Raw genomic sequence first — 25,811 nt, 5'->3', positions numbered from 1 at the left:
GCCGGCCGAGCGGCGATCTCAGGTTGGGGCATCACATGTGGATCGTCAAATACGCGATCAGCCATCGTCACAGCGTAGGCGTGCTCGCGATCCTGCTGTTGCTGGTCGGTGGCCTCATGGGGCGCGGCATGTCCACGGATATCCTGCCGCCCGTCAACATCCCTGCCATCAACGTCATCTGGACGTACCAGGGCCTCAATCCGCAGGAAATGGCGAGCAAGCTGACGTCGTTCAGTGAGCTGGCGGTGATGAACAACGTCGACAACCTGCGCGAGGTGCGCTCCGAGACCATCAACGGAGTCGGCATCGTCCGGATCGCGTTTCAGCCGGGAACGAATGTGACGAGCGCGTTTTCGCAGGTCACGTCCGTCAGCCAGACCATCCTGCGCCGCATGCCGACGGGCACCAACCCGCCGCTGATCGTGCCGTATGTGCCGTCGAGCGTGCCCATCATCCAGCTCGTGCTGGCCTCCGACACGTTGACGGACGGCGCGCTCTACGACTACGCGCGCTTGCAGCTTCGCGCACAGATCCAGTCCATTCGCGGCCTCCGGCTGACGCTCCCTTACGGTGGAGCGTCGCGCCAGGTGATGATCGATCTCAAGCCGGAGGCCCTGCAGGCGTACGGGATTTCGGCCGCCGACATCGCGCGCGCCACGGCGACGCAAAATCTTACGCTGCCGTCTGGTGCGTTGCGGGTCGGGACGCGAGAAATCGCGATCACGACCAACGCCAGCCCGGAGACGGTCGCCAACTTCGCAAATCTGCCCTTGCGCTCGATCGATGGCCGGGTGATCCGCGTGTCGGAAGTCGCAAGCGTGCGGGACGGGCAGGCGGTGCAAAGCAATCTCGCGCGCCTCAACGGCCAGAACGCGGTGATCGTGTCGATCCTCAAGCTCGGCGACGCCTCGACGCTCGATATCATCAGCCAGATCAAGGCGCGCCTGCCGGAGTTGCAGGCGGCCGCGCCCGAAGGCATCACCATCGCGCCGGTGTTCGACCAGTCGGTGTTCGTGACGCGCGCCATCAACAACGTGATGGTCGAAGCGGTGATCGTGGGATTGCTGGTCGCGTTCGTGGTGCTGGTGTTCCTAGGTAGCTGGCGGTCGTCGCTGATCGTGCTGACGTCGATCCCGCTGGCGCTGCTGGCATCGATTGCGGGGCTCGCGGCCACCGGCAACACCTTCAACCTCATGACACTTGGCGGGTTGATGCTGGCCATCGGCATCCTGGTCGACAACGCGCTGGTCGAGATTGAGAACATCAACCGCAATCTCGAAGCCGGGCTGCCGCTCAATCATGCGGTGCTCAAGAGCGCGAGCGAAGTCGCGTTCCCGGAGTTCGTATCGACGCTCGCGATCTGCATCGTGTTCTCGCCGCTGTTTCTTCTGACGGGGACGGCGGCATTCGTGTTCGTGCCTCTAGCCCTTTCTGTCGTGTTCGCGATGGCGGCATCCTACGTCCTGTCGCGCACGCTCGTGCCGACGCTCGCGACGCTGATGCTTTCGGAAGCCTCCCCTCACGGCGCGCCCGGAACGGGTGTCTTCGGACGCTTTGCGGCCGGCGTTGAGGCGCTGCTCAGGTTTCTCGAGCGGTTCGTTGCCGGCATGGCGGCGCTGCTGCTGCGCTGGAAGATCATTCCGCTGGCGGGGCTCGCTTTCGCGTTGGGGCTCGGGGCGATCTCGGCGCGCAACCTCGGCCGCGAGTTCTTTCCGGAAACGGATGCCGGCATGATCCGCATCTACGTCCGGGCGCAGACCGGGCTGCGGCTTGAAGAAACTGCACAGACGTTCGCCGAGGTGCAGCGCGAGATCCGCGGTGTCATCCCGGCCGACGAAGTTGGCTTCATCGCCGAGAACATCGGCAGCCCGGAGCCCATCAATCTTGCGTGGGTGGAAAGCGGCGTGATCGGCTCCTTCGACGGCGAGATCCTCGTGCAGCTCGCCGACAAACACGCGCCGACGGCGCTCTACGTCGCGAAGATCCGCGACATGCTGAAGGCGAAGTTTCCAGGCCTCATCACGTATTTCCGCCCGGCGGACGCCACGGCGCAGACACTCGCGGGATCGGCACAGACGGCCATCGAAGTGCGGCTGATCGGCCGCGACGTGCTCGGCAACTCGGAAATTGCGCGCGATCTCATGGCCCGAATGCGTCAGATCCCCGGCGCGGTCGACGTCGCGCAGCGGCAGGTGCGCGATCTTCCGTCCTATTACCTCGAGATCGACCGCGTGCGCGCGCTGCAGGTCGGCGTGACGCCGCAAGACGCCGCGACGGCGCTGCTCGCGGCGCTGGGCGCATCCGGGACGGTCTCGCCCAACTTCTGGGTCGATCCGGCGCAGGGCGTGTCCTACACGGTGCAGGTGGTGGCGCCGCCCACGCATCTCACGTCGCTCGAGCAGCTTCTCAATACGCCCGTGCGCCCGTCGGCCGGGGGGCAGCCGGTGACGCTCCGCGCGTTCGCGTCGCTGCAGCTCCGGAACATCCCGGCAAACATCGACCGCACGACGCTGCAGCCGACGACCACCATTCTCGCCAACGTTCAGGGACGCGACCTCGGCGGGGTCTATGCGGACGTGTCGGCCGCCGTGGCGGAGTTGAAGCCACGCCTGAAGCCTGCGAACCGCATCGAAATGGCGGGGCAGGCGCAGTCGATGGAGATGGCGTATGCTGAGATGCTGGGCGGGCTGCTGATGGCGGCGGTGTTCGTCTACCTCGTCATGGTGGTGAACTTTCAATCCTGGATGATGCCGCTGATCGCGATGGGTGGGCTACCCGTCGCCATCTCCGGCGCGCTGTTCGCGCTCTACATCACGGGGACGCCGCTCTCGGTGCCGGCGCTGACGGGTCTGATCATGGTCATCGGTGTTTCGACGGCCAACAGCGTGCTCGTGACAAGTTTCGCACGCGACCGGCTGCTGGAGGGTGTCGCGCCGATACCGGCCGCGGTTGATGCGGCTGAGACCCGCTTGCGGCCGGTGCTTATGACCGCGACGGCGATGATCGTCGGAATTTTGCCGATGGCGCTCGGCTTCGGCGAAGGCGGAGAGCAGAATGCTCCGCTTGGGCGTGCGGTCGTCGGCGGGCTTGTCTTCGGCACCTGTGCGACGTTGACATTCGTGCCGTTCCTTTTTTCCACGCTGGCCGGCCTCGGCCGGACGTTTGCAACACCCGAAGCCGCAGGCGAAAGCGCTCCCGAGAGCGCGCGAGTGCCAGCAGAATGACGACGGAGCTTTGATCATGAAGGCGAGATCGATCGGCATCACTGTCGCGATTGCTGCGTGTGTTGCGCTCTGGGCGTCGGTGGAGCCGAAGAGCGCAGCACTCTTCACACAGGCGGCGCAGGCGCTTGGGCTCAAGCCGGAGCCGGGCGCGTCGAAGTCGGACGCGAAATCGGCCGACGGCGTTCTCCGTTCGGTGCGTATCGTCCGGCCGGAGCCCGCGAGCGGGACAAGCACGCTGACGCTGGCCGGCCGGACGGCCCCCGCCGAGCAGGCGCTCATCCTATCGCGTGCGAGCGGCTTCGTTGCGGAGCGGCGTGTCGATATCGGCGACCGCGTCAAGGCCGGCGATGTGCTGGTCGTGATCGAAGCGCCCGAGGTCGAGCAGGAATTGCTGCGGGCCCGCGCGGCCATCGATCAGATGAAGGCGCGGCTGGAGTTGGCGCGTGCGACGCTCGAACGCGGAGAAAGTCTCGTCGGCAAGGGGCACGTGTCGGTGCAGATGCTCGATGAACGGCGCGCAACCAAGATGGGGGCCGATGCAGACCTCGCGGCGGCGCTCGCGGAAGTGAAACGTCTCGAGGAGGTGCGCAGCTTCCAGACGGTGCGGGCCCCGTTCGACGGCACCGTGGTCGCGAGGCAGGTGGAGCGGGGCGATCGGGTGTCGGCCGAGTCCGGCCAGCAAGGCAATTTCCTGCTGCGCATCGCGCATCTCGACGAACTCAGGATCGAGATCGACGTGCCGCAGTCCTACGCGCTCGCCGTTGAGAAAGGCGCGGCGGCGAAGGTGTCGTTCGCCGAGCTGCCCGAGCAGTTGCTGACGGCGCGCGTCGGGCGCATCTCGCAGGCCATCGATCCGGCATCGAATACCATGCGTGCCGAACTGTTGATGCCGAATCCCGGAAGCCGCATTCCGTCAGGGCTGAGCGGGCAGGTCATGATCGAGCTGCCGGCCGCCGGCGGCGCCGTGACTGTGCCGACGAATACGCTTCTGACACGTGGAGGTGAGCAGATGGTGGCGACGGCGGACGACAACGACCGCGTGGAGCTCAAGAGGGTTGCCGTGGCGAAGGATCTCGGTGAGCGCGTCGTCATTTCGACGGGTCTGACCGTGCGCGACCGCGTCATCGTGAGTCCGAACGCACTGCTTCGGGTTGGCGATGAAGTCGAGATCGTCACGCCGACGGCGCGGGCCGCGGGAGACGCCAAGTGATGTTTCGCGCGGCCGCTCGTTTCTGCGGGCGGCCGATCTGCAACACCTCAACGGACATCTCGATCCCTTAAGCTTCCCATAATCTCAGCTCAGCACACCGGCGCAGGCACACATCAAATTTCGGGGTCTGCACCGTGTTTCATCGCTGGATTGTCATGATCGGATTGGCTGTCTCTCTGTCGGGATGCGCGACGGGAGATCTTGATTGGCTTGGGATCGCGCACGATGCGACCGACGTTGATCGCAGGAATTATGCGGCGCTCGGTGGTGAGCGTTTTCCGATTCCCGCCGCCGATCTCGGCAAGCTCGATCCGAAATACCGCCGCCAGCAGGTCGCGTACAATACGTCCGAGCCAGCCGGCACGGTCGTCGTCGATACGACGCACAGATACCTCTATCTCGTCGGCGAGAACGGGCGCGCCATGCGGTACGGCATCGAAGTCGGGCGCGAAGGCTTCGGGTGGAACGGCGTCGCGACAATCGCGCGGAAGGCGGCGTGGCCGACGTGGACGCCGCCTGCCGAGATGGTGGCGCGTGATCCCCGCACGGCGCCTTTCGCGCGCGGCATGCCGGGTGGACCCGAAAATCCTCTCGGCTCACGGGCGCTCTATCTCTATCAGGATGGCCGCGACACGCTCTATCGCATCCATGGCGGCGGACGGCCGAGTACGCTTGGCAAAGCGACGTCGAGCGGGTGTATCCGGTTGCTCGATCACGACGTGATCGATCTCTACAATCGTGTGCCGAATGGCTCACGCACGGTGGTGCTCGCCGACCCGCTGCTCGCGGCGCGCGATCAGGACAGCAAGACGACCGCGTCGAGAACCGACGGCACCGTGCTGAGGTGATGCCGGCGATCAGAGCCGGACGCTTTCATGGCCGGGATGCTCACGGCGGCACCATGCCGGGCAGGAAGGGAAGCGGGGCCGGGCAGGAAGGCAACCGAGGCCGCGTGCCTTGGATCCATTTGCCTCGGATCCGTCTGCCTCAAACGCCCGTGCCGCCGAGGCGGGCCGCATGCCTCGATTTTGCGGCGGCGCGCGTTGTTTCCTAAAAATTTACGATTTGGCAACGTCTCCCGCCCTAATGATTAGGGTGGGCCGCCGCTGCGCCGTTTTTCGAGGTGATGCGGACCGGACCGTGTTCCTGCCACACTCATGTAGGATGAAGGCTCGATCCTTAAATCGTGCAGCGTCAGGGTTGATTCTTGCTCAGGCCGTTCATCGTCATCAGCCTATTGTCAGGGGCGACAGCCGCGTTCGCGGAGCCGGTCCCGCTTGGCGGCGACGGTCTCAAGGCCCTTTCCGGCTCGCTCGTCGAACTCGACACGCCGCTCGGCACAAAGCTCCCCATTCAATTCGGCAGCGACGGACTCGTATCGGCAGAGGCCGGCGATCTGGCGCCCATCCTCGGCTCGAAGAAAGATCGTGGGCGCTGGTGGGTCGAAGGCGACCGCTTATGCTCGAAATGGTTCCGCTGGTTCGATGCGGAGGTGCGCTGCATCACGGTTTCGCGGGACGGCTCGCGTCTCTACTGGAAAAAAGATGACGGCGAGACGGGCACGGCCACGCTCGTCGAAGCGCTGAAACCCGATAAGCCGAGCCCGAAGCCGGACGTGGTCCAACAGGTCGCCGCGTTGCCGAAGGAGTCGTCAAAGGCCACTGCGGCGCGGGCCGCGCCGATCGAGACGGCACCGGTGCATGCGACGCCCGTGTCTGTTTCGACTGCGGCTTCCGCCGATGTCGCCTCTCCTTCCGCCACCGCCTCAGGCGATGACGGTATTCCAGATCCAGTGCGCAAGCAGGTTTTCGAAACCGCCGCTGTCCATAGTCCGCCGCCCATCGTCGAAGCCCGCGCCGACGTGACGGTGCCGGTCGCCGAATTCGCCGCGGAGCCGATTATGCGCTTCGGCGGCGCAGGCTTGCTCGAAGCCTCGGCGCGCGTGGGCCTCGAGCGCGGAACCGTTCCTGACGCAGCGAACGAGCCGACGGCCGTCGCGAAGGCCGCCTCCCGCACGGTACCGGCGACGGAAGCGGCTGTGAACGTTGCGATGACGCCGGCGACGGTCGAGAAGCCCGCGCCCGCTCAGAAGCGGTCCCTGGCCGCAGCCGACAAGACACCAGCCTTGTCATTGCCGAAGGCCCGACCGGCTGCGCCGCGCCAAGCCGCGGCGCCCCGCGCGCAGGCGACGCGTGACGTGCCGCTCTACAAGGTCCGCGGTGTCGAGGATAACGACGTGCTCAATATCCGGCGCGGACCGTCGGAAGAGCAGGCCTTGGTGGCGACCATTCCGGCCACCGGGCGTCGCCTCGAGGTCACGGGGCAGTGCCAGAAGGACTGGTGTCCGATCCGCTACGGCAGTGCCCGGGGCTGGGTGCACAGCTATTATCTGGTCGAGGAGAATCCGCGTCAGGCGTCGTCCAGCGCGGTCTACCTCGCGAAGCCCTGATTTCCATTTGTCACGAATTTTCTGCTTAGAATCCGTTTGAGAATGTCAGTGGCTGACGCGTCACTCTTCGCCATTTGTCTTCGCATTGCGCTCAGCTGAGTTCTTGGGCGAGTCCGATGAGAAGCCCTTCAGGCCCACGGATGTAGCAGAGCCGATACGCGTCTTTATACTGGACGACTTCGCCTACGAGCTGGGCGCCGCGCGTGCGGAGCCTTTCAAGCGTCTCGTCGATGTCGTCCACGGTGAACATGACGCGGAGGTAGCCTAGGGCGTTGACCGGGGCGTTCCGGTGATCTGCGACGACAGGCGGCGTGAGGAAGCGGGAGAGCTCAAGCCGGTTGTGGCCGTCCGGTGTGCGCATCATGGCAATCTCGACATGCTGATCGCCCAGTCCAGTGACACGTCCGGCCCATTCTCCTTCGATCGTGGCCCGCCCTTCGAGCTCGAGGCCGAGTTCGCGAAAGAAATCAATCGTCCCTCCGAGGTCTTCGACGACGATTCCTACGTTGTCCATCCGCTTGAGCGCCATGTTTCCAATCTCCAATGTGTCGTTCCGGCAAGTCTAACAATGGACGCTTGAGGTGCCTCCTACACCGACAGATGATGACATGTGGACGTGCGGTCGTGTCCACATGTCTACAATTCTGCGAGCCGTGATAGCCACCGGCCGGACAGCATCGGACCGCCACCCAGTTTTCTCGCGGACGCAAGCACGCCTACGTCCGCGATCCGGAACCTTCTCCAGTTGCCGCTGTTCAGAACCCAATGGGTCGGGATAACGGAAACGCAGGAGACGCATATGAATCAACCGACCCTATGTCTCGCCTCGCTCCTCTTGTTGGGGAGCGCGACGATTGCCACTGCGCAGGATGAGCGCGGCGGCGGCGGATGGTCCGGCCCCGCACAGGGCGTGGAGCGCGGTGCGCCCGGTGGTAAGCCCGGAGATGGCGGTGGCGGAATGATGCCGCGTAACGATCGTGGCGGCGGCGGAGACGCGATGGGTGGTGCGTCGGAGGGCACCTCCGATGGTGCCGGGCCGGACATGCCCCGCGGCGCACAGAAAGAAAACCGGGCTGACGACGGCGACGCCGGCGGCTCCGATAAAGCCGGCAAGGCGCCGCGCAAGGCCGATGCACCCGACAAGCCGGCCGGCGCAAAGCGCGAGAAGTCCGCGGACGACGGCAAGGGCGGCGACAGCAAGGCCCGCGCCGACCGCAAAGACAAATCAACCGAGAAGGCAGCCCAGGACAAGTCCAAGGGCAATGCCAAGGAAGGCGCCTCGCAGGCCAAAACGGACGATGCTGGCGGCAAGGCGGACGACAAGACGGACACCCAACAGCGTGCCGCCGAGCCCAAGGCGACGAAGCCTGACAGCAACAAGGCGGCGGACAGCGATCAGGCTCGCGGCGACCGCAAGCCTCCAGACGAGGCCAAGAAGGCCGACTTGAGCGGTGATCGCGGCGAGCGCGTGCGTTCGGCTTTCCACGACCGGCATGATGCGAAACGGCGAGTCGACGTCGATATCGACATTTCCATCGGCCGGCGCTTGCCGCACGATTGGGACTTCGTACCCGTGCCTGTTACCGTGGTTGAGGTCGTTCCGGAGTATGAAGGCTACGTCTACGCCTACGTGGACGACGAGTATGTGATCTGCGATCCCGTTACGTATGAGGTCGTCGCCGTATTGCCCGCGCCGGGTGGTGCGGAGCATGCCGGCGGGGGCAGTGGCGGTGGTGTGGCTCTGTGCTCGGCGACGTTGACGCTGACGGACGACGAGCGTGCCGATATCCTGCGCTCGATCCAGCTCACCGATGAAGCGGAGGTCGCCAACGTGACGGTCGGCTTTGATGTTCCGTCCGACATCGATTTGCTGACCTTCCCGGCGCCGGTCGTCTCGCGGACTGGAAAGCTCGCCGCTTGCCGTTATTTCGTGGTGGACGACCAGATTGCTATCGTCGACCCGAAGGCGGACAAGGTGGTGATGCTGGTCGACGAACAGTAACGGTTTGACCGTTGCAAGTCATTCCGGTGGCGGGCGGCTCGGTCGCCCGCTGCTTTTCTACTGGACGGCTGAGCGGTGGGCGGCGGAACTTCGCTCGCGCTCGGAAGTTTCCGTCCAATGACCGATATCATGAAATACCTGGGAGGCACCCTTCATCGCGTTTACGACGCGGTCGTGCAGCGGCCGATGCCCTGGCGCATGATCGATAAACTCAGCAGCCTCGAAGAAGCCGAGGAGGCCCGGGAGGAACAGCGGAGCCAGAGCGGGATCGATCCGTTGCGGGCGTCGGGACATGCCTCCAATCAAACCTCCGATCAGCCCCCGCCAACTGGTCCGCCGGACGGCGGCAAGGACCGCTAAGCATTCCTAGCCCGACGCGCGGTAAGTCTAGTCTGTGCACGGCTTTTTTCTGCTCAATACCGCCACATTTCCTTGATCCCTGTCAGCCTCCGCATGCGTAAAGGGGGGCCGGTGCCAAAAGCGTGTCTGAAGCTCGTGACACTGATCGCGTTGTTGAGCGCCGCGGATGCAGTTCAGGCTGCGGGATCGCTCGAACGATCGCTCATGAAGCTCGAGCCGGACGAACGCGCTCATCAGGTTTGTGCCGTGAGAGGTCTCGAGGCGGTGCGGCGCGACAAGCGTCTCGCCAAGGCGGACCGGTTGATGCCGGACACCTTCAAGCGCGCACAATTCGACGGCAACCGGGTTTCGGCCAAGGGGGCGGCGGTCCGCTCCGCAGGACACTGGTTCGCGCTTTCCTTCAACTGCACCGTTTCGCCGGATCAGCTCAAGGCGCTGGAATTCACATTCGAGCTGGGTGACGAGATTCCGCCGGACACGTGGGAAGATGTTGGGCTTTGGCGCTAGATCTTTGCGTTGTCGAGCGTCTAACCGGACGCTGTGGCGCCGCGTGGCCTTGCCATGACGGGCTCCCACATTTCCGGAAGCACTCCAGCGTGCGGACGACTACGGCTTTGCCCGCGGCGCGCGATCCAGGAGATCGCGCAGCATCTTGACGACTCGGGATGCCGGCCCTCGGCCGCCGCATTGGATGCTGATCCGGGCGCCTTCAAACAGCAGGAAGACTTCATCCGCCAGGTTTTCCGGTTCCCGGTAATGGGCCTCGGTAAACAGCCGCACGAGGTTTTCGCGTTTGCGCTGCTTGTAGTCCTCGATGACGGCGCGGGCCGGGTGACCCGGTTGAAGTTCGACGGCGGCATTGGCCATCGCGCAGCCCCGCTCGAACCGGTTGGTCAGGATTTCCTCGACGTGATCGACCCATCCCTGGAGACGGCGGGCGGGATCGTCGGGATAAGCGGCGGCGAGCGCGGGCCACAGTGCATCGCCTTCGGCCGCAAGCTCCCGGGCATAGGCCGCGACAAGGTCGTCCTTGGAACGGAAATGACGGTAGAGCGTCATTTTGTTGGTTTGGGCGGTTTCCGCGATCGTCTCGACCCCGACGGAATGCACGCCGTGGCGATAAAACAGATCACGGGCAGCGGCCAGAATCCGTTCACGCGGAGGCGGCAAGGGACCGCAAGGTCCCTCCGTAGTCATGCGACGAGATTGCTCCAGTGGATTGGCCATCCGCTCTTGACTGTCTTGTTGCCGCTCGGTACCTAGTAGGGTGTTACCGGTCAGTAACGTCCTAACACAAGTCGTTCGACTTTGTCATCGGATCAAATTCGCTTTGCAAGGTTCGTAGTCTGATTCTCGGAAATCCGGCGCTGGTGCACCCATTTCTGCCCGCCATTCTGGTTCAGGTCCGAGACGAGATTTGCTTCGCGCTGGAGGGCTCATGCCGCCTCGTACGTCGCGCTTTTTTTATGTGTTTCCGCTCGTTGCCTCGCTCGCGCTCTCGGCTTGCGGCGGGGATCAGCCGGCCGGTCAGGCCGGCGCGCCTCCTCCGGCGCCCAAGGTGACGGTGGCAAAGCCGATCAAGAAGCTCGTCGGCGACTACGACGAGTACGTGGGCCGCTTCGTCGCCTTCGATTTCGTCGAGATCCGGGCGCGGGTGTCCGGCTATCTGGACCATATCGAATTCAAGGACGGCCAGCTCGTCAAGGCGGGCGATGCGCTGTTCACGATCGACCGCCGGCCGTTCCAGGCCGCGCTCGACCAGGCCAAGGCCGCGCATGAGCAGGCCGAGGCCAACCTCGCGTTCGCCGAATCCGACCTCAAGCGTGGCGAAAGTCTCGTCCGCGGCACGACCATCACGCAACAGGGCCTCGACCAGAGAACGCAGGCCAAGCGCGTGGCGGAAGCTTCCGTCACGGCGCAGAATGCGGCCGTACGGCAGGCGGAACTCGACCTCCAGTTCACCGAACTCAAGTCGCCCATTTCTGGGCGCATCGGCGACCGGCGTGTCTCGATCGGCAACCTCGTCGCGATGGACTCGACGCTGCTGGCTACTGTGGCGTCCATCGATCCCATCCGGTTCGAGTTCACCATGGATGAGGCGTCCTATCTCCGGTACGTCGGCGCCGCGACCACCGCGACCTCGCGTGACGCCAATCGCGGCATGTCGCTGCCGGTCAAGCTCAAGCTGATCGACGAGAAGGATTTCGTGCACGAGGGCCAGATCGACTTCGTGGACAACGCGATCGATCGCTCGTCTGGCACGATCCGCGGCCGCGCCGAGTTCAAGAACCCGGATGGAAAGCTGACGCCCGGAATGTTCGGACGCATCCAGATCGCCATCGCCAAGCCGGCCGTCGCGCTGCTGGTGCCCGATAGCGCCATCGGCACCGAACAAGTGCGCAAGTTCGTCTATGCCGTCTCCAAGGACGACGTGGCCACTCCGAAGTACGTGACGCTCGGGCCCGTCATCGACGGCATGCGCGTCATCACGGCAGGGCTCGACGCGAACGACTCGGTCGTCGTCAACGGGCTGATGCGCGTGCGGCCCGGCAGCAAGGTCGCGCCGGAGCAGGCGGCCGCCGAAAACAAGCCGACCGATACGGTCGTCGGCACGAACTGATCCTTTTTCGCCGCGGGGTCCGGTCGCAAGGCCGGAGCCGGGCGTTTTAATTCGCTCAAAGCGGCAGGCAGATCATGCGCCTTTCACACTTCTTCATCGACCGGCCGATTTTTGCCAGCGTCATCTCGATCGTGTTCGTGATCGTCGGTGCGGTTGCGCTCAGCCGCCTGCCTGTCGCGCAGTATCCTGACATCGCGCCGCCTGTCGTCAACATCACCGGCCAGTATCCGGGCGCCAGCGCCGAGGTGGTCGCATCGACTGTCGTCGCGCCGCTGGAACAGCAGATCAATGGTGTCGAGCGCATGCTCTACATCTCGTCCAACTCGACGGGCGACGGACGCTTCACGATTTCGGTGACGTTCGACCTCGGCACCAATCTCGATACGGCGCAGGTTCAGGTGCAGAACCGCGTGGCGATCGCGCAGCCGCGCCTGCCGGCCGACGTGCGCAACATTGGCGTCACCGTGGCGAAGGCTTCGCCCGACATGCTGATGGTCGTGCATCTGTACTCCCCCGACCAATCGCGCGACACGCTGTTCATTTCGAATTTCGCGAGCGTCAACGTCGTCGACGTTCTAAGCCGCATCGAGGGCGTCGGCTCGATCACCGTGTTCGGCAGCCGCGATTATTCGATGCGTGTCTGGCTCGATCCGGACCGGCTGCAATCGCTGGCCATGACGGCAAATGACGTCACGACGGCGCTGCAGCGGCAGAACGTGCAGGTGGCGGCGGGTATTCTCAATCAGCCGCCCATCGACCAGCCCGGCGCGTTCCAGGTGGCCGTGCAGACGCAGGGCCGGCTCGCCGATCCGGGCGAGTTCTCCGAAATCATCGTGAAGCAGGTCGGCTCGTCTGTGGTGCGGCTCAAGGACGTCGCGCGCGTGGAGCTGGCGGCGCTCGACTACGGCCTCAACTCCTACCTCGACAAGAATGCCGCTGTGGGCCTCGGCGTGTTCCAGCTGCCGGGATCGAATGCGCTCGATACCGCGGAGCGGATCAAAGCGACGATGGCGGATCTGTCCAAGACGTTTCCGAAGGGCGTAAAGTACGACATCATCTACAATCCGACCGAATTCATTCAGCAGTCCGTCGACGCCGTGATGACGACCATCCTTGAGGCGGTCGTGCTCGTCGTGCTCGTCGTGATCGTGTTCCTGCAGACATGGCGCGCGGCGATCATTCCCATCGTGGCCATTCCGGTTTCGCTGATCGGTACGTTTTTTCTGCTCGCAGCGTTCGGGTTCTCGCTCAACAACCTGTCGCTGTTCGGACTCGTGCTCGCCATCGGTATCGTCGTCGACGACGCCATCGTCGTGGTCGAGAACGTCGAGCGAAACATGGCGCTGGGCATGGACCCGCGCGAGGCGTCGTATCGCACGATGGAGGAAGTCGGCGGAGCGCTTGTCGCAATCGCGCTCGTGCTCTCGGCCGTGTTCGTGCCGTCCGCGTTCATCACCGGCATCACCGGGCAGTTCTATCGCCAGTTCGCGCTCACCATCGCCGGCGCAACGGTGATCTCGCTGATCGTGTCCCTGACCTTGTCGCCGGCGCTCTGCGCCATGCTGCTCAAGCCGCACGTGGAAGGTCACCAGAAGCAGAGCTGGCTGATGATGCCGCTCAACGCCTTCTTCCGAATGTTCAACTGGAGCTTCGATAAGCTCGCGGGCGGATACTCGTGGCTGGTGGCGCGCATGGTGCGTTTTGCGGTCGTGATGCTCGTCCTCTATGTGGGACTGCTGGCGTTCGGCATGAACGAATTCAGGAAGACGCCGATCGGGTTCATTCCAGCGGTCGACGGCGGCTACCTCATTACGGTGACGCAGCTTCCGCCCGCGTCGTCTTTGGCGCGCACGAACGAAGTCAACAAGCGCGCCGTGGAACTGGCGCTCGACGTGCCCGGTGTGGCGCATGCGGTGAACCTCGTCGGCTTCTCGGGTGCGACGCGCACCAACGCCTCGAATTCTGGCGCCGTGTTCGTCGTGCTGAAGCCGTTCGAAGAGCGCGCGGGCAATCCGGAGCTTTCGGCGCAAGCCATCCAGAAGGCGCTGCTGGCCAAGTTCTCGACCATTCAGGAGGCGATGGTGCTCGTCGTCGCGCCGCCGCCCGTGCGCGGCATCGGCAGCGCAGGCGGCTTCCGCATGATGGTGCAAGACCGCGGAGGCGCAGGTCCAGCGGCGCTGCAGCAGGCGGTCGGCGCGATGATGGCGAAGGCCGCGCAAACGCCCGGCCTCAGCCAAGTGTTCTCGATGTTCGAGACCTCCACACCGCAGCTCTATCTCGATATCGACCGCGTCAAGGCGCAGATGCTCGGCGTCAACGTCACGGACGTGTTCACGGCGCTGCAGACGTATCTCGGCTCGGCGTACGTGAACGACTTCAACCTGCTCGGGCGCACGTTCCGGGTCACGGCACAGGCCGACAGCGACTTCCGCACCAACAGCAAGGACGTGCTCAAGATCCGTGTGCGCAACGCGGCGGGCGATGCGGTGCCGCTTGGCACGTTCACGACGGTGCAGGACATTTCAGGCCCCGCCCGCGTTCCTCGCTACAACCTCTATCCGGCGGCCGAACTCGACGGCGCCGCTGCGCCCGGGTACTCGCAGGGGCAGGCGATCGATCTGATGCAGAAGCTGGCGGCCGAGACGCTGCCTCAGGGCTTCAGCTACGAGTGGACCGAAATCGCCTACCAGCAAATCCGCGCGGGCGACACGGCCGTGTTCGCGTTCGCACTTGGCGTCGTGTTCGTGTTCCTGGTGCTCGCGGCGCAGTTCGAAAGTCTTACGCTGCCGCTCGCGGTTATCCTGATCGTGCCGATGAGCTTGATTGCGTCCATCACCGGCGTGATCCTGCGCGGGCAGGACAACAACATTCTCACGCAGGTCGGGTTCATCGTTCTGATCGGGCTTGCGGCGAAGAACGCCATCCTGATCGTTGAGTTCGCGGCTCAGCTCGAAGCGCAAGGCAAGAGCCGGTTCGAGGCGGCAACGGAAGCGTCGCGACTGCGCATGCGGCCGATCATCATGACGTCGCTCGCCTTCATTTTGGGCGTCGTACCGCTGGTTTGGGCGACGGGTGCGGGCGCCGAGCTGCGTCAGGTGCTCGGTACGGCCGTGTTCGCCGGCATGATCGGCGTCACGGTGTTCGGTCTCATCTTTACGCCGGTGTTCTACGTGGTCTGCCGCTGGCTCGGCGGGGTGTTCACCCGCAAGCCGCGCGCCGACGCAGAGCCGCATCCCGCCCCTGCGGAATAAGCGAAGCCCGCCGGATATTGGCCGGCGGGCTTGAGATCGATAAAGGTTCAGCGCACGAGGCGTGCGCTCAATGGAGCGCGTGCATTTTTGCCTTCAGGGCCTTGCGCTGCATCTTGGCCTTCTGCTTCGCGGCCTTTTTCATCATCTTGGCTTTCTTCTTCGCCATCTCCTGCTTCTGTTCCATCATCTCCTCCATGGCTTCGGCGCGGTCGTCGCCGGCATAGACATGATGCGAGCTCATTCCGAAGACGGCGAACGCGAACAACAGCGTCGCGATGATGGTGCGCATGGCTTTCTCCCAATTTTGACAATCGCTGCGAAGCGGGCTGACCCAGGTAGGTCGCGCACGGATTATCACCCGCTTTCGCGCCAGTTGCTGTTTCGGAGGGAACACGGGCTGCGCCGATGGCGCGGCGCTTAGAGTGACGAGAGGTCTTCAATGCCGAGAACGGCCCGTGCGCGCTCGAGCGTGTCGGCGGCGGTGCCGTTTGCGTAGATACGCGTCCACGTCATCGGCCCGACGCCGCGCTCGAACTGGTCGCGCACGACGGCTGCGTCCGAGTCGGAGGCATCGCCGTGACGCGATTCAACACGCGCGATCTGCGTTTCGAGCGAGGCTTCGAGCCAGAGGCCGTGAAATTCGGCGCCCGATTCGCTGGCGATCTCGGCGATCCGGTCGCGTTCCGTGGCCTTCGATGAAACGCCATCGAAGATGACCCCGTGACCGGCTGCGAGCGCCCGTGCCGTCTTTTCATACATCACGGCATAGACGTCGTCGGAGAGCTGCTCGGCGTAATGGTCAGCCGTCAGGCGTTGCGTTTCCGGAACCTCGAACATGCGTTTGCGCTCGATGTCCGTGCGCAAGCTGAGTGCTCCCGGCGCGGGGCCGATCAGCGGCGCGAGAGAAGCGGCGAGCGTCGACTTGCCCGTGCCCGAGAGGCCGCCGATGGCCACCAGCACGGGGGGCTTCGGCTCGAGGTATTCATTGGCGGCCGCGACGTAAGAGCGGGCGACGGCGACCAGGTGAGAGTCCCGCCCTTCCGCGCGTTGCAGGGCCTGCTCCAACGCCACCAGACCGCGCACTGCGGCGCGCGTCGCGAGGAATAGCGGCAAGGCGCGCAGTCCATCGATTTCGCGTCCCGCCGGCTCGGCCACGACGTAGGCATTGAGGACGACGTTGGCGGCGGCGCGGTCGAGGCGCACGTCGAGGTCCATGAGCAGGAACGCCAAGTCGTAGAGAACGTCGATCGTCGCCAGCCGCTCGTCGAATTCGAGGGCGTCGAACGCAGTCGGGTGGCCGTCGATCAACACGATGTTCCCAAGGTGGAGATCGCCATGGCAGCGCCGCACGAGACCGGCTTCACTGCGCGCATCGAGAAGAGGGGCGAGGCGGGCGGTCTCGTCGCGGCTCATGCGGGAAAACTTTTCGATCACGCGCGCGATCGAGCGGGGGGCGGCGTCGGTCAACGCGTCGGCGAGTTGATGGACGGTATCGCGCATGACCTTGGCGCCGGAGAGACCGGGCACGGGCGGAATGCTGCGATGATATCGCGCCACCATATCGGCGAGCGCCTTGGCGATGGGGGATGGGAGAAGCGCGCTGTCGGCCCGATGCGCCAGGAGGTCGTCCTGGTTGAAGCGGTTCATCACGAGCGCGTAGTCCACGATGGTTTCTCCGCCGAAAGCCAGTGCGCCATCCGCGTTGCGGCCGATCGGCACGAGCGTCCCGTAGATGTCGGGCGCATGGGCGGCGTTCAGGTCCAGCTCACGCTTGAGCGCCATGTGGCGCAGCGCAAGCGTCGTGAAGTCGAGAAAAGGGAGGCGGATGCGCTTCTTGATTTTGATCGCCTTGCGGCCGGCCAGGAAGACGCGCGCGGCGTGGGTCTCGATCAACGACACATCTCCGGCGCAGTCGGGATAGGTGTCCGGGTTGAAGAGAAACCCGATCAGCTCGGCCTCTTCGGTGGCGGCGTCGGTGAATTGGTGGCTCAGGCGTTCTCTTGGCATGGCGCTGCTTTCAAGAGAGGAGCGCGGCCGGCGGATCGGTATCGGCCGCGGCCCGTCGTCATTGGGCAGACCGGCATCGCGCAGAACGCGTTTTCTGGCAAGAGGCGATCACGGCGGGCCGGTGTTGGCGAACGGCCTCGCTTCCTGCCGCGGCGCGCGTTAGAATTCGGCAAGCACCGAAAAAGATCATCCCACCCTGATGGCGAAAAAAACCACTCCAGCCGCGTCGGCCCGCAAACTTCTCGCGAAGAAGGGCCCGCTGTCGCGGGCCTCGCTGCGGCTTCGGATCGTATTTTCAGCTGACCGTCAGATCGGGCCCGGAAAGGCCGACCTGCTGGATGCAATCGCGCGGTCGGGCTCGATTTCGTCGGCGGCACGAGATCTCGGCATGAGCTATCGGCGGGCGTGGATGCTGGCGGATGAGCTCGGGCGGCTGTTCAAGAAGCCCATCCTGACCACGGCGGCGGGCGGCGCGCACGGCGGCGGGGCGCAGCTGACCGAATTCGGTCAGGCCCTGCTGGCCGCCTACCGCCGGATCGAAGACCGCGCAGCCGAAGCGGCGTGCGCCGAGCTGGCGGCCTTCGAGCAGGATTTTCACGACGTTTAGACGCTTGCGGCCGCGTTGCCTGACGGCGAACCGGGATTCCCTTGGCCGGAAAGATGGGCGTGGGTGCTTATTTGACGATGGTAAAGCCCTGGCCCTCGAAAATCTTGGCGGCGTCCGCCGACGAGAGATAGTCGAGGAAGGCTTTGGCGTCGGCGTTCGCCGACGAAGCCGTCAGAGCGACCGGATAGACGATCGGCGGGTGGCTATCGGCCGGGAAGGTGTCGAGCACCTTCACCTCGGGCTCGCTGTTGGCGTCGGTGCCGTAGACGATGCCGAGCGGAGTCTCGCCGCGCGCCACATACGTCAGCGCCACGCGCACGTTTTCGGCGCCGGCCACCTTTCCGGACACCTGGTCCCACACGCCGAGAGCCGTCAGCGCGGCTTTGCCGTACGTTCCGGCCGGGACCGAGGTCGGATCGCCCATCGCGAGGCGGCCGTCGCCCAGGGCTTCGGCAAGTGCAAATCCCTTTTCGATCTTGAGCGTCTTGGTGCTGTCCTTCGGCGCGATCAGCACGAGCGTGTTGGAGAGCAGGGTCTTGCGCGAGCCGGCGTCGATCAGCTTTCGCTCTGCGAGCCAATCCATCCATTTGAGGTCGGCCGAAATGAACAGGTCGGCGGGTGCGCCGGATTCGATCTGCTTGGCGATGGCCGACGATGCGGCGAACGAGAGCGTGACCTTTTTCGACGTGCTGGCCTCATAAGCCTTGACGATGCCGTCGAGGGCGTTCTTGAGGCTGGCGGCGGCGAAAACGACGACGGGTTTCGTGGCGGCGGCCGTGTCGGGTGCGGGGCGTGCGTCCTGGGCGGCGGCGAACGGGGCGCCCGCAAAGGCGAGGGCGAGCATGGCGATCGTCAATCGGAGCGTTCGGCGCATGTAGGGTGTCCTGTCCTGGCTGTATATTCGTGGATACAGCGACGGGCGCGTGGGCTTGTCAAGGGTGCGCACCGGGGCGGGTGCCGAGTTGTTGCCCTTGGAGCCGGAAGGAGAAATATATTGGAGATGGCGCGCGCTTTTGCAGACGGCGCGGGCAAAAAAAGAAGCTCGCGGAGGCTGGAGCCGCCCGCGAGCTTCCGTCACTTCAAAGCGCGTGCGCTTCGCTTAGTGCGTTTCGTAAGCCTTTTCGCCCTTGGTCAGAGCGAACTCTTCTTCCGGCGACAGGATCAACTTGTGCCGGCCGACGAGTGCGAAATAGAGGATGCCGATGGCGAACCATGCGGCCACCCAATAGACGCCGACGCGATACACGGGATCCTGCAGCTGCATGTAGATCGTCACCAGAGCGATGACCACCGTCGCGGCCGCGCCGGCTACGCCGACAGGGCTCTTGTAGGGGCGTTCAAGCGTCGGGAAGTCGCGCTTCAGCTTGATGTAGGTCAAGCCTTGCATGACGTAGGAGAACATGGCGCCGAACACCGCCATGTTGAGCAGCGTGCCGCCGATGACCTGAGCGCCCTTGTCGGCACCTTCGGCGAACCACACGGCCAACATGACTGCCAGACCCAGCAACGCACCGGCAAAGAGTGCGATGTGCGGGGTCTTGCGCTCGCCGTGCGTGACGGAGAGTGCACGCGGGAAGTAGCCGGCGCGCGACAGAGAATAGATCTGGCGGCCGTAGGCGTAGATGATGGTGTGGAAGCTCGCGATCAGGCCCGTGAGGGCGACGATCGCAAGCAGTGTGGCGATTTCCGTTCCGTAGAGAGCGCGGAAGCCGTCGAGAAGCGGTTCGCCCGAAGCGCCGAGCTTGTGCGACCCGACGCCGGTCACCGACGGGTTGAGCGTCAGGATGAGGAACGCAGAGACCAGCAGGGTGAACATGCCGGCCATGATGCCCTTCGGCATGTCGCGTTTCGGATCAACCGATTCCTCGGCGGCGAGCGGTAATTGCTCGATCGCGAGGAACAGCCAGACCGCGAACGGCAGCGCGGCAAGAATGCCGTAGGTGCCGAACGGCAGGAACGGTCCATTGCCTTCCGGGAGTTCGGTGCCGTCGGGTGCGATGTTCAGCGCCCAGCGGCCGAAGTCGATGTTCCCAATTGCGCTGAGATTGAACACGGCAAGGCAAAGCAGGGCCAGGATCGTGATGATCAAGGAGAAGCGGAATGACAATTCCACGCCGACATAGTTCAGCGTCACGAAGATGATGTAGAAGGCGATCCAGAACAGCGGCTGTGACTCCGCCGGTGCGCCAAGAATGGCGGCGGCATAGCTGCCGATGAAGAACACGATAACGGCCGGCGTGATGACGTATTCGACGTTTTCCGCCAAGCCGGTGAGGAAGCCGCCCCATGGGCCGAAGGCGGTGCGCGCGAACGAGTAGGCGCCGCCGGTGTGCGGCATGGCCGGGCTCATTTCAGCGAGGCTGAACGTGAGGCCGAGATACATCGTGGCGATGACGATGGTGGCAATGAACAAGCCGCCCCAGCCGCCTTGCGCCAGGCCGAGGTTCCAGCCCGAGAAGTGACCGGAGATCACAGCGCCGACGCCGAGGGCCCACAACGACCACACGCCCGCGTGGCGCCTCAGTCCGCGTGCTTTGAAATAGGCGTCATCTACTTTTTCGTAGGTGACGCCTTGTGAATGTGTATCCATCTTCCGCTCCCCTTAAGGATTGCTCGCTGGGGGAGAGTAGTTCAGGCGCGGACGAATTACAGTCATTCGCTTCGCAACGATGAATTATCGTGTTGCAAAAAAGAGATTTGCGGCTTTGCAGCATTTTTTCGAAACTGCACAAATAATGCTCAAGCCGCCGAAATTCGAACCGGCTCGATCATCGCGGTTTCCGCCAGAAGCACCTGATTGCGTCCGCGGGATTTCGCGAGCATCAACGCTTTATCAGCCCGCTTCAAAGCATTGCGAAGCGTCTGTCCGGCAGGCCATTCGGCGACACCGAAGCTGCAGGTGACGTGGAAGGGGCCGCCTGCGCCCACGAACGGCGTCTCCGCAATGGCGCGCCGGATGACGTCACACCAATGAGCAGCCTGCGGAGCATCTAGGACGGGAAACGCAAGTGCGAACTCTTCGCCGCCGAAACGGGCGACGATCGGGGCTTCTTCGCTGGCGATTCGCGCCACCGCCGCGATGACCTCGTCGCCGATGTCATGACCGTGCAGATCGTTGACGCCTTTGAAGCGGTCGATGTCGAGAAGCGCCAGGGCGAGGTCGTCGCCGTCATCGAGCTCTTTGCGCCGGTCCTCGACGGTCGCCATGAAGGCCCGGCGATTGAGCGCGCCCGTGAGATAGTCGGTGCTCGCCTGCTCGACGAGCTGGCGCTGCATGGTGATGATGCGATTGGCGGCGCGAAGGCGGGCCGTCAGCTCTTCCGGCCGGACCGGCTTCACGGTGAAATCGTCAGCGCCACAGTCGAGCGCTTCGGCGAGCGCCCGCTCGCTGGTGTTCGACGACATGACGATGATGTGGAGCGGTCGCGACGCGCCGACGAATGTCCTGAGTTTCCAGCACAGCTCGAGGCCGGGCATCGGTTCGAGTTCGAGGCTCGTCAGCACCACGTCGACGCTGCGCGTCGTCTCGACATACTGGAGTGCAAGGTCGGACGCGGAAAAGCAGTCGACATAACAGCCGGACGCCTGCAACTCGACGGCCAGCTTCTGTTGCACGACGCGGCTGGGGTCGACGATGACGACATGCATGCTTTTCTGCTTTTTCTTGGGTTCTCAGCAAAGGAAGTGTGCGCACATTTCGTGAAAATGTGATTACCGGCGCTTGCGGCTGTCCAAAATGCGGAACGCCGGGTGAGTTCTGCGATACGGAGGGAGCGGCAACGCGGATCGCGTCAGGACAGCGAGTGGTGCCGGCAGCAGGATCGGGAGGGAGCTGCTTGCCGACACCACAAAGCAAGACGCCACCCGTGCTCTAGGGTCGGGGAGGGGGTGCGAGTGGCGTCCGCAATCCAGAGCGGTTTGCGCTCTGGGCTCGAGGCGTCTCAAAGACCGACCTGCGAGCGTGGAGTTAACGTGGCATCCCAAGGGGGGTTCCATCCATGGCGGACGGGCAAAATTGTCGCCATTAGTCGTTTAAAATAACGAAAATACAGGTTGTTAGTCAGAGTCTCACTTTTCTGGAACTTATCGGCGCTCCGGGGGTTAAACCGCATCGGTCTGGTGGCGGGCAATACTCCGGGTACAGTTGCTCGGCGCGGCAGGCCGGTTGGGCGGCGAGGGTGTCGGTATGCCGCCAAGGGGAAAAAAATCTCGTCGAGTCAAACGACTAACGGAAACGACCGTAAGGCGGCGTAGTCCGGCAAATTTTGTGACGCTTACAAGTTCCGAGGGATTGAACTCAAATGACGACTTCTAAATCGGTCGACCCGGCTCAGGGTGCCGTGACCGGGAGCAACGAAAACGCTGAGCCGGCGGGCGTCGATCCCGCCATTCAGGGGGCGCTGGGGCGTAAGCTGCGTGAAAGCTATGACCAAGTCGTCAAGGAAACTGTGCCCGATAAATTCCTGCAACTTCTCGATCAACTCAAGCAGTCGGAAGCCTCGGGAAAGACGGGCAAGAGCTGAACATGGCCGGACCTGAATTCGAAGAAGCTCTTGTCGGCGCCATCTCGCATCTGCGCGCGTTTGCGCGGTCGTTTGCCAACGACCCGCAGCGCGCCGACGACCTCGTCCAGGAAACCCTGGTCAAGGCGTGGAACAGCCGTGATTCCTTTACCCCCGGCACCAACTTCCGTGCTTGGCTCTTTACCATTCTGCGCAACGTCTACTTCTCGCAGCATCGCAAACTGCGCCGCGAGGTGGACGATCCGGACGATCAATATCAAAATTCGCTCGCCGTGCCGCCGGAGCAGTATGGTCATCTCGACATGGCCGATTTCAAAACCGCACTCGGGACGCTGCCGCAGGATCAACGCGAAGCGCTGGTGCTGGTCGGTGCGGAAGGCTTCTCCTACGAGGAAACCGCCCAGATCTGCGGATGCGCGGTCGGGACCATCAAGAGCCGTGTCAACCGGGCCCGCAACCGCCTTGTAGAATTGCTCGGCGACGACGATCTCAAGGGCGGCGCACGCGGTGACGCGGAACCAGATGCAGCAGGACATGTAAAAGACACGGCGCGGAGCCGATAAATCCTTCAATCGTGCCAGCCCCGAAATTTCTCTTTTCAAGGAACTTTTGGCGTGGGCATTGCGTTAATTCAAAGGGTCGCGGCGTCGGACAGGTCCGTTCCGTCACGTCCGTCATGCAGGGAGAATTTTTCATGTCGCTTGCTGAGACTATCGCGCCGCAGCTCCCGTACCTGAGGAGGTTTGCCCGTGCGCTCACCGGCAGCCAGGAAAGCGGCGACGCCTACGTGGTGGCGGTGCTCGAAACGCTCGTCGCCGATCCCGGCAGCTTCCCGGAGGGTCACCTCAAGCGGGTCGGACTCTACAAGTGCTTCCTCAAGGTCTGGAACTCCGTCAGCCTCAACCGCGAGCCGGCGGAGCCGAAGACCCAGGCCGACAAGAGCCTCGAAGCCATCACGCCGCTGCCGAGGCAGGCGTTCCTGCTTGCCTCCGTGGAGGGCTTCACCACGCACCAGATCTCCGAAATCCTCGATTGCTCGACCGATGAGGTCACGCGGCTGATCGAAGAGGCCGGCGAACAGATTGCCGAGCAGACCGCCACGGACGTCCTGATCATCGAAGACGAGCCGCTCATCTCGATGGACCTCGAGGCGCTGGTCAAAGGCCTCGGGCACCGTGTGTCGGGCATCGCCAGGACGCATCGCGAGGCGCTCGCGGAAGTCCACAAGAAGAAGCCGGGCTTGGTTCTGGCCGACATTCATCTTGCTGACGGCAGCTCGGGCCTCGATGCGGTCAACGAGATCCTGCTCGGCTTCACGGTGCCTGTTATCTTCATCACGGCGTTCCCGGAACGCCTGCTCACGGGCGAGCGTCCTGAGCCGACGTTCCTGATCACAAAGCCGTTCGAGCCGAACACCGTGCGGGCACTGGTGAGCCAGGCGCTGTTCTTCGGCACCAACGCTCATTTCCCGGATGCGACATCAGGAGAAAGTGATCGTGGCGGGCGCTACGTCGCTGCTGGAGGCCGCGCCGCGCGGACATAGGGCATCAGCGGCGATGGAATTTCGCCGGATAGCTGGTAGACTGTACCTAGCCGTCTCCCGGGGTCGGTCGGTCAACGCATGACGTGTCATGCGCGGACTTGATGATCCTCGAGTGATTTGCTCGCGTGACTTCCTAATGTGAAGGGGGCCGGCTTCGTTCGCTTGGCATACTCCAGGCGAGGAACCGTGTTTCCCGGCTCGTGGTCCCTGCTCCGGGCTTTCGCCTCTTGGACGTTTCGCCGCTAGGAATTGGAACCTGAATGGCGCGTGTTCTTATTGTTGATGACGAGGCGCTCATCGCCATGATGCTTGGCGACCTGCTTGCCGAATATGGGCACGAGACCGTCGGTCCGGCCCATTCGGAGAGTCAGGCGCTGGAGCTGATCGCATCGTCCGATATCGACGCGGCAATTCTCGATGTGACGCTCGGGGATCATGACTGCTTTGCCGTGGCGCGCGCGCTTCAACGCCTGGGCGTCCCGTTCGCGTTCGCAACCGGCCATGGCACCCATGCGGCGCCCGACGAGTTTCGCGACTACGTGACCGTGTCGAAGCCGTTCGACTTCGAAGCCGTGCGGAAGCTGGTTTCGGATCTCATCCGGCAGAGCAACGACGCCTGAGTGACGGGCTCCGCTTCTTTTCTAGATGATTGTGTCCGGTAATTTTTTCGTCAGCAATTTCTGGCGGGGCGACGTCATGCGCCGAGGGCTGCGGGCGTGCTCAGATGCTGAGCCGCCGCGGCGTCGTGAAATGCTCGAGGTTCCCGGTCGATCCTTCGATCTCCGCCCAGGCGGCGGCCTGGAAGTTCAGCACCGCGAGCGTGCCGGTCGGGAACTCCTGGGCGAGCGCTGCGAGCAACTTCCGCTCTCCGTGCCCCACAAGCTCGAGAGCCAGTGCGTGGAGTCCCGGGTTGTGTCCGACGACGAGGATATGCTGCGGCTCACCGCCGGATGCCGACGCCGTGACGACGCCGCGAATGACCGCGGGCGGGGCAAGATACAGATTGTCGTCATAGATCACGCGCGGTGTCGGCGCGCCGAGCTCGGCCAGCAACAGGGCGAGCGTGGCGCGCGTGCGCATGGCGTCCGAACAGAGGATCAGATCAGGCCGGAGCTTTTCCTGGCGGAAGTACTTCGCGACCAGCGGAATCGCCTTTGCGCCGCGCTTGGCGAGCGGGCGGTCGTGGTCGTCCAGTTGCGGGTCGGCCCAGCTCGATTTGGCGTGGCGAAGCAGTGAAAGGGTCAGCATCGGAACAGCATGGCGCAACAGGGCGGTCCGTCAAGCCGATCTTTGCGGAACGGGCGGACAGCGGCGTTCCGCCATCCGCCCGTTCGATGTCGTGCGTCGCGAGAGGTGCAGGGCTCAGATCTCGCCCTTGAGGCCCTTCTCGAAGTACTTGTGAATGATCTTGTCCTGGTTCTCGAGCAGCCAGTCGATGGACGGCTCGTTCGACATCGCCTTGTGAATAGCGCGGGTCGTGGCTTCGCGATGAATGTCGAACAGGATCTTGTGGTCGAGATTGTCGACAGTCACGATCGACGGGTTCAGCCACAGCGAAATGATGATGCCGAGGTCGTTGGCCTTGTCCTTCGGGATGTCGCCATTGCGAACGGCATCGAGCACGCCCATGGCGGTCGCGTATTGCACCGTGCCCATGAGGATGTTCGTGTAGCGCTCGTCGGTGACGGTCACCTTGCTCACGCAGATCGTGGCGGGGCGAACCATGATGTCGGTATTGAGCAACGCCAAAACGCGGCTATGTCCTACAACCTGGTTGCCGAGAAGGTTTGCGAAGGCGGTGCCAAACGGGCCGTCCATCTCGCCGATGGCAACCTCGGGCTCCGCTGCCGTGCCGGGAGGGCCGCCTGCGACAAGCGCCTCACCAACTCGAACTCCAATTCGTCCACTCATGTGCGGCTCCTATTTTGCTTTTTATGCGCCCGCGGCATTTGCCGCGGACGGCTTCTGATTGAGACTGCCAAGGCAGTCGGTTTGATCGAGCGTGTGCCGATCGG

At 63.9% G+C, this 25,811-nt stretch carries 23 protein-coding genes; 14 read left to right on the top strand and 9 right to left on the bottom strand.

The annotated features are described in order from the left end of the window. The first annotated feature begins 35 nt into the window (after positions 1-35). The 4 genes from ACTIFK_RS12820 to ACTIFK_RS12805 all read left to right on the top strand — a co-directional run bounded on the left by ACTIFK_RS12820 (position 36) and on the right by ACTIFK_RS12805 (position 6,883). A complete protein-coding gene (locus tag ACTIFK_RS12820) occupies positions 36-3,224 on the top strand; it encodes an efflux RND transporter permease subunit (protein WP_439543463.1) in 3,189 nt (1,062 codons plus the stop codon). 16 nt (positions 3,225-3,240) lie between these two features. After that, a complete protein-coding gene (locus ACTIFK_RS12815) occupies positions 3,241-4,434 on the top strand; it encodes an efflux RND transporter periplasmic adaptor subunit (protein WP_439543462.1) in 1,194 nt (397 codons plus the stop codon). 155 nt (positions 4,435-4,589) lie between these two features. Then, the gene (locus ACTIFK_RS12810) at positions 4,590-5,282 is read left to right on the top strand and encodes a L,D-transpeptidase (RefSeq protein WP_439543461.1); all 693 of its coding nucleotides are present in this window, start codon (positions 4,590-4,592) and stop codon (positions 5,280-5,282) included. Between the two features lie 359 nt (positions 5,283-5,641). After that, positions 5,642-6,883, top strand: a complete 1,242-nt coding sequence (locus ACTIFK_RS12805) for an SH3 domain-containing protein (protein WP_439543460.1) — start codon at positions 5,642-5,644, stop codon at positions 6,881-6,883. 91 nt (positions 6,884-6,974) lie between these two features. On the opposite strand, the gene ACTIFK_RS12800 is transcribed toward ACTIFK_RS12805, so the two are convergent. Next, positions 6,975-7,412 carry a VOC family protein gene (locus ACTIFK_RS12800; protein ID WP_439543459.1) on the bottom strand — a complete coding sequence of 146 codons (438 nt, stop codon included), beginning with the start codon at positions 7,410-7,412 and terminating at the stop codon, positions 6,975-6,977. Between the two features lie 270 nt (positions 7,413-7,682). On the opposite strand from ACTIFK_RS12800, the gene ACTIFK_RS12795 reads away from it, so the two are divergent. The 3 genes from ACTIFK_RS12795 (at position 7,683) to ACTIFK_RS12785 (ending at position 9,752) form a co-directional block, all read left to right on the top strand. Further along, positions 7,683-8,885 carry a DUF1236 domain-containing protein gene (locus tag ACTIFK_RS12795; RefSeq protein ID WP_439543458.1) on the top strand — a complete coding sequence of 401 codons (1,203 nt, stop codon included), beginning with the start codon at positions 7,683-7,685 and terminating at the stop codon, positions 8,883-8,885. A gap of 117 nt (positions 8,886-9,002) precedes the next feature. After that, on the top strand, positions 9,003-9,245 hold the full coding sequence (locus ACTIFK_RS12790) for a hypothetical protein (protein ID WP_439543457.1): 243 nt from the start codon (positions 9,003-9,005) through the stop codon (positions 9,243-9,245). A 111-nt stretch (positions 9,246-9,356) separates the two neighbouring features. Beyond that, positions 9,357-9,752 carry a DUF930 domain-containing protein gene (locus ACTIFK_RS12785; protein WP_439543456.1) on the top strand — a complete coding sequence of 132 codons (396 nt, stop codon included), beginning with the start codon at positions 9,357-9,359 and terminating at the stop codon, positions 9,750-9,752. 99 nt (positions 9,753-9,851) lie between these two features. Here the strand turns inward: ACTIFK_RS12785 and ACTIFK_RS12780 are convergent, their stop codons facing one another. Next, a complete protein-coding gene (locus tag ACTIFK_RS12780) occupies positions 9,852-10,415 on the bottom strand; it encodes a TetR/AcrR family transcriptional regulator (RefSeq protein ID WP_439543455.1) in 564 nt (187 codons plus the stop codon). A 268-nt stretch (positions 10,416-10,683) separates the two neighbouring features. Here ACTIFK_RS12780 and ACTIFK_RS12775 point away from each other — a divergent pair, with 268 nt between their 5' ends. Continuing rightward, positions 10,684-11,865: an efflux RND transporter periplasmic adaptor subunit gene (locus ACTIFK_RS12775; protein ID WP_439543454.1), complete on the top strand. Its 1,182-nt coding sequence runs from the start codon at positions 10,684-10,686 to the stop codon at positions 11,863-11,865. A gap of 74 nt (positions 11,866-11,939) precedes the next feature. Further along, positions 11,940-15,116 (top strand): efflux RND transporter permease subunit, encoded by a 3,177-nt coding sequence (locus ACTIFK_RS12770; RefSeq protein ID WP_439543453.1) that lies wholly within the window; start codon positions 11,940-11,942, stop codon positions 15,114-15,116. 67 nt (positions 15,117-15,183) lie between these two features. Here the strand turns inward: ACTIFK_RS12770 and ACTIFK_RS12765 are convergent, their stop codons facing one another. Both ACTIFK_RS12765 and ACTIFK_RS12760 read right to left on the bottom strand, forming a co-directional pair. Next, positions 15,184-15,405 carry a hypothetical protein gene (locus ACTIFK_RS12765; protein WP_439543452.1) on the bottom strand — a complete coding sequence of 74 codons (222 nt, stop codon included), beginning with the start codon at positions 15,403-15,405 and terminating at the stop codon, positions 15,184-15,186. 128 nt (positions 15,406-15,533) lie between these two features. Next, positions 15,534-17,123, bottom strand: a complete 1,590-nt coding sequence (locus ACTIFK_RS12760; protein ID WP_439543451.1) for an AAA family ATPase — start codon at positions 17,121-17,123, stop codon at positions 15,534-15,536. A gap of 199 nt (positions 17,124-17,322) precedes the next feature. On the opposite strand from ACTIFK_RS12760, the gene ACTIFK_RS12755 reads away from it, so the two are divergent. After that, positions 17,323-17,730 carry a winged helix-turn-helix domain-containing protein gene (locus tag ACTIFK_RS12755; RefSeq protein WP_439543450.1) on the top strand — a complete coding sequence of 136 codons (408 nt, stop codon included), beginning with the start codon at positions 17,323-17,325 and terminating at the stop codon, positions 17,728-17,730. Between the two features lie 67 nt (positions 17,731-17,797). Here the strand turns inward: ACTIFK_RS12755 and modA are convergent, their stop codons facing one another. The 3 genes from modA to ACTIFK_RS12740 all read right to left on the bottom strand — a co-directional run bounded on the left by modA (position 17,798) and on the right by ACTIFK_RS12740 (position 21,378). Further along, positions 17,798-18,604 carry a molybdate ABC transporter substrate-binding protein gene (gene modA / locus ACTIFK_RS12750; protein ID WP_439543449.1) on the bottom strand — a complete coding sequence of 269 codons (807 nt, stop codon included), beginning with the start codon at positions 18,602-18,604 and terminating at the stop codon, positions 17,798-17,800. 225 nt (positions 18,605-18,829) lie between these two features. Then, a complete protein-coding gene (gene eat, locus ACTIFK_RS12745) occupies positions 18,830-20,320 on the bottom strand; it encodes an ethanolamine permease (protein WP_439543448.1) in 1,491 nt (496 codons plus the stop codon). A gap of 149 nt (positions 20,321-20,469) precedes the next feature. Beyond that, positions 20,470-21,378: a GGDEF domain-containing response regulator gene (locus ACTIFK_RS12740; protein WP_439543447.1), complete on the bottom strand. Its 909-nt coding sequence runs from the start codon at positions 21,376-21,378 to the stop codon at positions 20,470-20,472. 653 nt (positions 21,379-22,031) lie between these two features. On the opposite strand from ACTIFK_RS12740, the gene ACTIFK_RS12735 reads away from it, so the two are divergent. The 4 genes from ACTIFK_RS12735 (at position 22,032) to ACTIFK_RS12720 (ending at position 24,416) form a co-directional block, all read left to right on the top strand. Then, entirely contained in the window at positions 22,032-22,253 is a 222-nt protein-coding gene (locus ACTIFK_RS12735; protein WP_439543446.1) for a NepR family anti-sigma factor, read from the top strand. Positions 22,254-22,255: 2 nt separating this feature from the next. Continuing rightward, the gene (locus ACTIFK_RS12730; RefSeq protein ID WP_439543445.1) at positions 22,256-22,816 is read left to right on the top strand and encodes a sigma-70 family RNA polymerase sigma factor; all 561 of its coding nucleotides are present in this window, start codon (positions 22,256-22,258) and stop codon (positions 22,814-22,816) included. Positions 22,817-22,947: 131 nt separating this feature from the next. Further along, positions 22,948-23,796: a response regulator gene (locus ACTIFK_RS12725; RefSeq protein WP_439543444.1), complete on the top strand. Its 849-nt coding sequence runs from the start codon at positions 22,948-22,950 to the stop codon at positions 23,794-23,796. A gap of 260 nt (positions 23,797-24,056) precedes the next feature. Then, positions 24,057-24,416, top strand: coding sequence for a response regulator (locus ACTIFK_RS12720; protein WP_439543443.1), 360 nt, complete (start codon positions 24,057-24,059; stop codon positions 24,414-24,416). A gap of 100 nt (positions 24,417-24,516) precedes the next feature. Here the strand turns inward: ACTIFK_RS12720 and ACTIFK_RS12715 are convergent, their stop codons facing one another. Then, positions 24,517-25,044: a SixA phosphatase family protein gene (locus ACTIFK_RS12715; protein ID WP_439543442.1), complete on the bottom strand. Its 528-nt coding sequence runs from the start codon at positions 25,042-25,044 to the stop codon at positions 24,517-24,519. Between the two features lie 114 nt (positions 25,045-25,158). Next, positions 25,159-25,707 carry a formaldehyde-activating enzyme gene (gene fae, locus ACTIFK_RS12710; RefSeq protein ID WP_439543441.1) on the bottom strand — a complete coding sequence of 183 codons (549 nt, stop codon included), beginning with the start codon at positions 25,705-25,707 and terminating at the stop codon, positions 25,159-25,161. Between the last annotated feature and the right edge of the window lie 104 nt (positions 25,708-25,811).

The organism is Hyphomicrobium sp. (assembly GCF_051860585.1).
Lineage (GTDB): Bacteria > Pseudomonadota > Alphaproteobacteria > Rhizobiales > Hyphomicrobiaceae > Hyphomicrobium_C.
The sequence above is the reverse complement of the archived record's forward strand: the minus strand, read 5'-3'. Positions and strand labels throughout refer to the sequence as shown.

Excerpts from the sequence above, each read along its gene's own strand:
- ACTIFK_RS12790 (WP_439543457.1), top strand. The coding sequence starts at position 9,003 with ATGACCGATATCATGAAATACCTGGGAGGCACCCTTCATCGCGTTTAC.
- ACTIFK_RS12810 (WP_439543461.1), top strand. The coding sequence starts at position 4,590 with ATGATCGGATTGGCTGTCTCTCTGTCGGGATGCGCGACGGGAGATCTT.
- ACTIFK_RS12735 (WP_439543446.1), top strand. The coding sequence starts at position 22,032 with ATGACGACTTCTAAATCGGTCGACCCGGCTCAGGGTGCCGTGACCGGG.
- ACTIFK_RS12770 (WP_439543453.1), top strand. The coding sequence starts at position 11,940 with ATGCGCCTTTCACACTTCTTCATCGACCGGCCGATTTTTGCCAGCGTC.
- eat (WP_439543448.1), bottom strand. The coding sequence starts at position 20,320 with ATGGATACACATTCACAAGGCGTCACCTACGAAAAAGTAGATGACGCC.
- ACTIFK_RS12775 (WP_439543454.1), top strand. The coding sequence starts at position 10,684 with ATGCCGCCTCGTACGTCGCGCTTTTTTTATGTGTTTCCGCTCGTTGCC.
- ACTIFK_RS12820 (WP_439543463.1), top strand. The coding sequence starts at position 36 with ATGTGGATCGTCAAATACGCGATCAGCCATCGTCACAGCGTAGGCGTG.
- modA (WP_439543449.1), bottom strand. The coding sequence starts at position 18,604 with ATGCGCCGAACGCTCCGATTGACGATCGCCATGCTCGCCCTCGCCTTT.
- ACTIFK_RS12740 (WP_439543447.1), bottom strand. The coding sequence starts at position 21,378 with ATGCATGTCGTCATCGTCGACCCCAGCCGCGTCGTGCAACAGAAGCTG.
- ACTIFK_RS12730 (WP_439543445.1), top strand. The coding sequence starts at position 22,256 with ATGGCCGGACCTGAATTCGAAGAAGCTCTTGTCGGCGCCATCTCGCAT.
- ACTIFK_RS12765 (WP_439543452.1), bottom strand. The coding sequence starts at position 15,405 with ATGCGCACCATCATCGCGACGCTGTTGTTCGCGTTCGCCGTCTTCGGA.
- ACTIFK_RS12800 (WP_439543459.1), bottom strand. The coding sequence starts at position 7,412 with ATGGCGCTCAAGCGGATGGACAACGTAGGAATCGTCGTCGAAGACCTC.
- ACTIFK_RS12760 (WP_439543451.1), bottom strand. The coding sequence starts at position 17,123 with ATGCCAAGAGAACGCCTGAGCCACCAATTCACCGACGCCGCCACCGAA.
- ACTIFK_RS12715 (WP_439543442.1), bottom strand. The coding sequence starts at position 25,044 with ATGCTGACCCTTTCACTGCTTCGCCACGCCAAATCGAGCTGGGCCGAC.
- ACTIFK_RS12755 (WP_439543450.1), top strand. The coding sequence starts at position 17,323 with ATGGCGAAAAAAACCACTCCAGCCGCGTCGGCCCGCAAACTTCTCGCG.
- ACTIFK_RS12795 (WP_439543458.1), top strand. The coding sequence starts at position 7,683 with ATGAATCAACCGACCCTATGTCTCGCCTCGCTCCTCTTGTTGGGGAGC.
- ACTIFK_RS12720 (WP_439543443.1), top strand. The coding sequence starts at position 24,057 with ATGGCGCGTGTTCTTATTGTTGATGACGAGGCGCTCATCGCCATGATG.
- fae (WP_439543441.1), bottom strand. The coding sequence starts at position 25,707 with ATGAGTGGACGAATTGGAGTTCGAGTTGGTGAGGCGCTTGTCGCAGGC.
- ACTIFK_RS12815 (WP_439543462.1), top strand. The coding sequence starts at position 3,241 with ATGAAGGCGAGATCGATCGGCATCACTGTCGCGATTGCTGCGTGTGTT.
- ACTIFK_RS12725 (WP_439543444.1), top strand. The coding sequence starts at position 22,948 with ATGTCGCTTGCTGAGACTATCGCGCCGCAGCTCCCGTACCTGAGGAGG.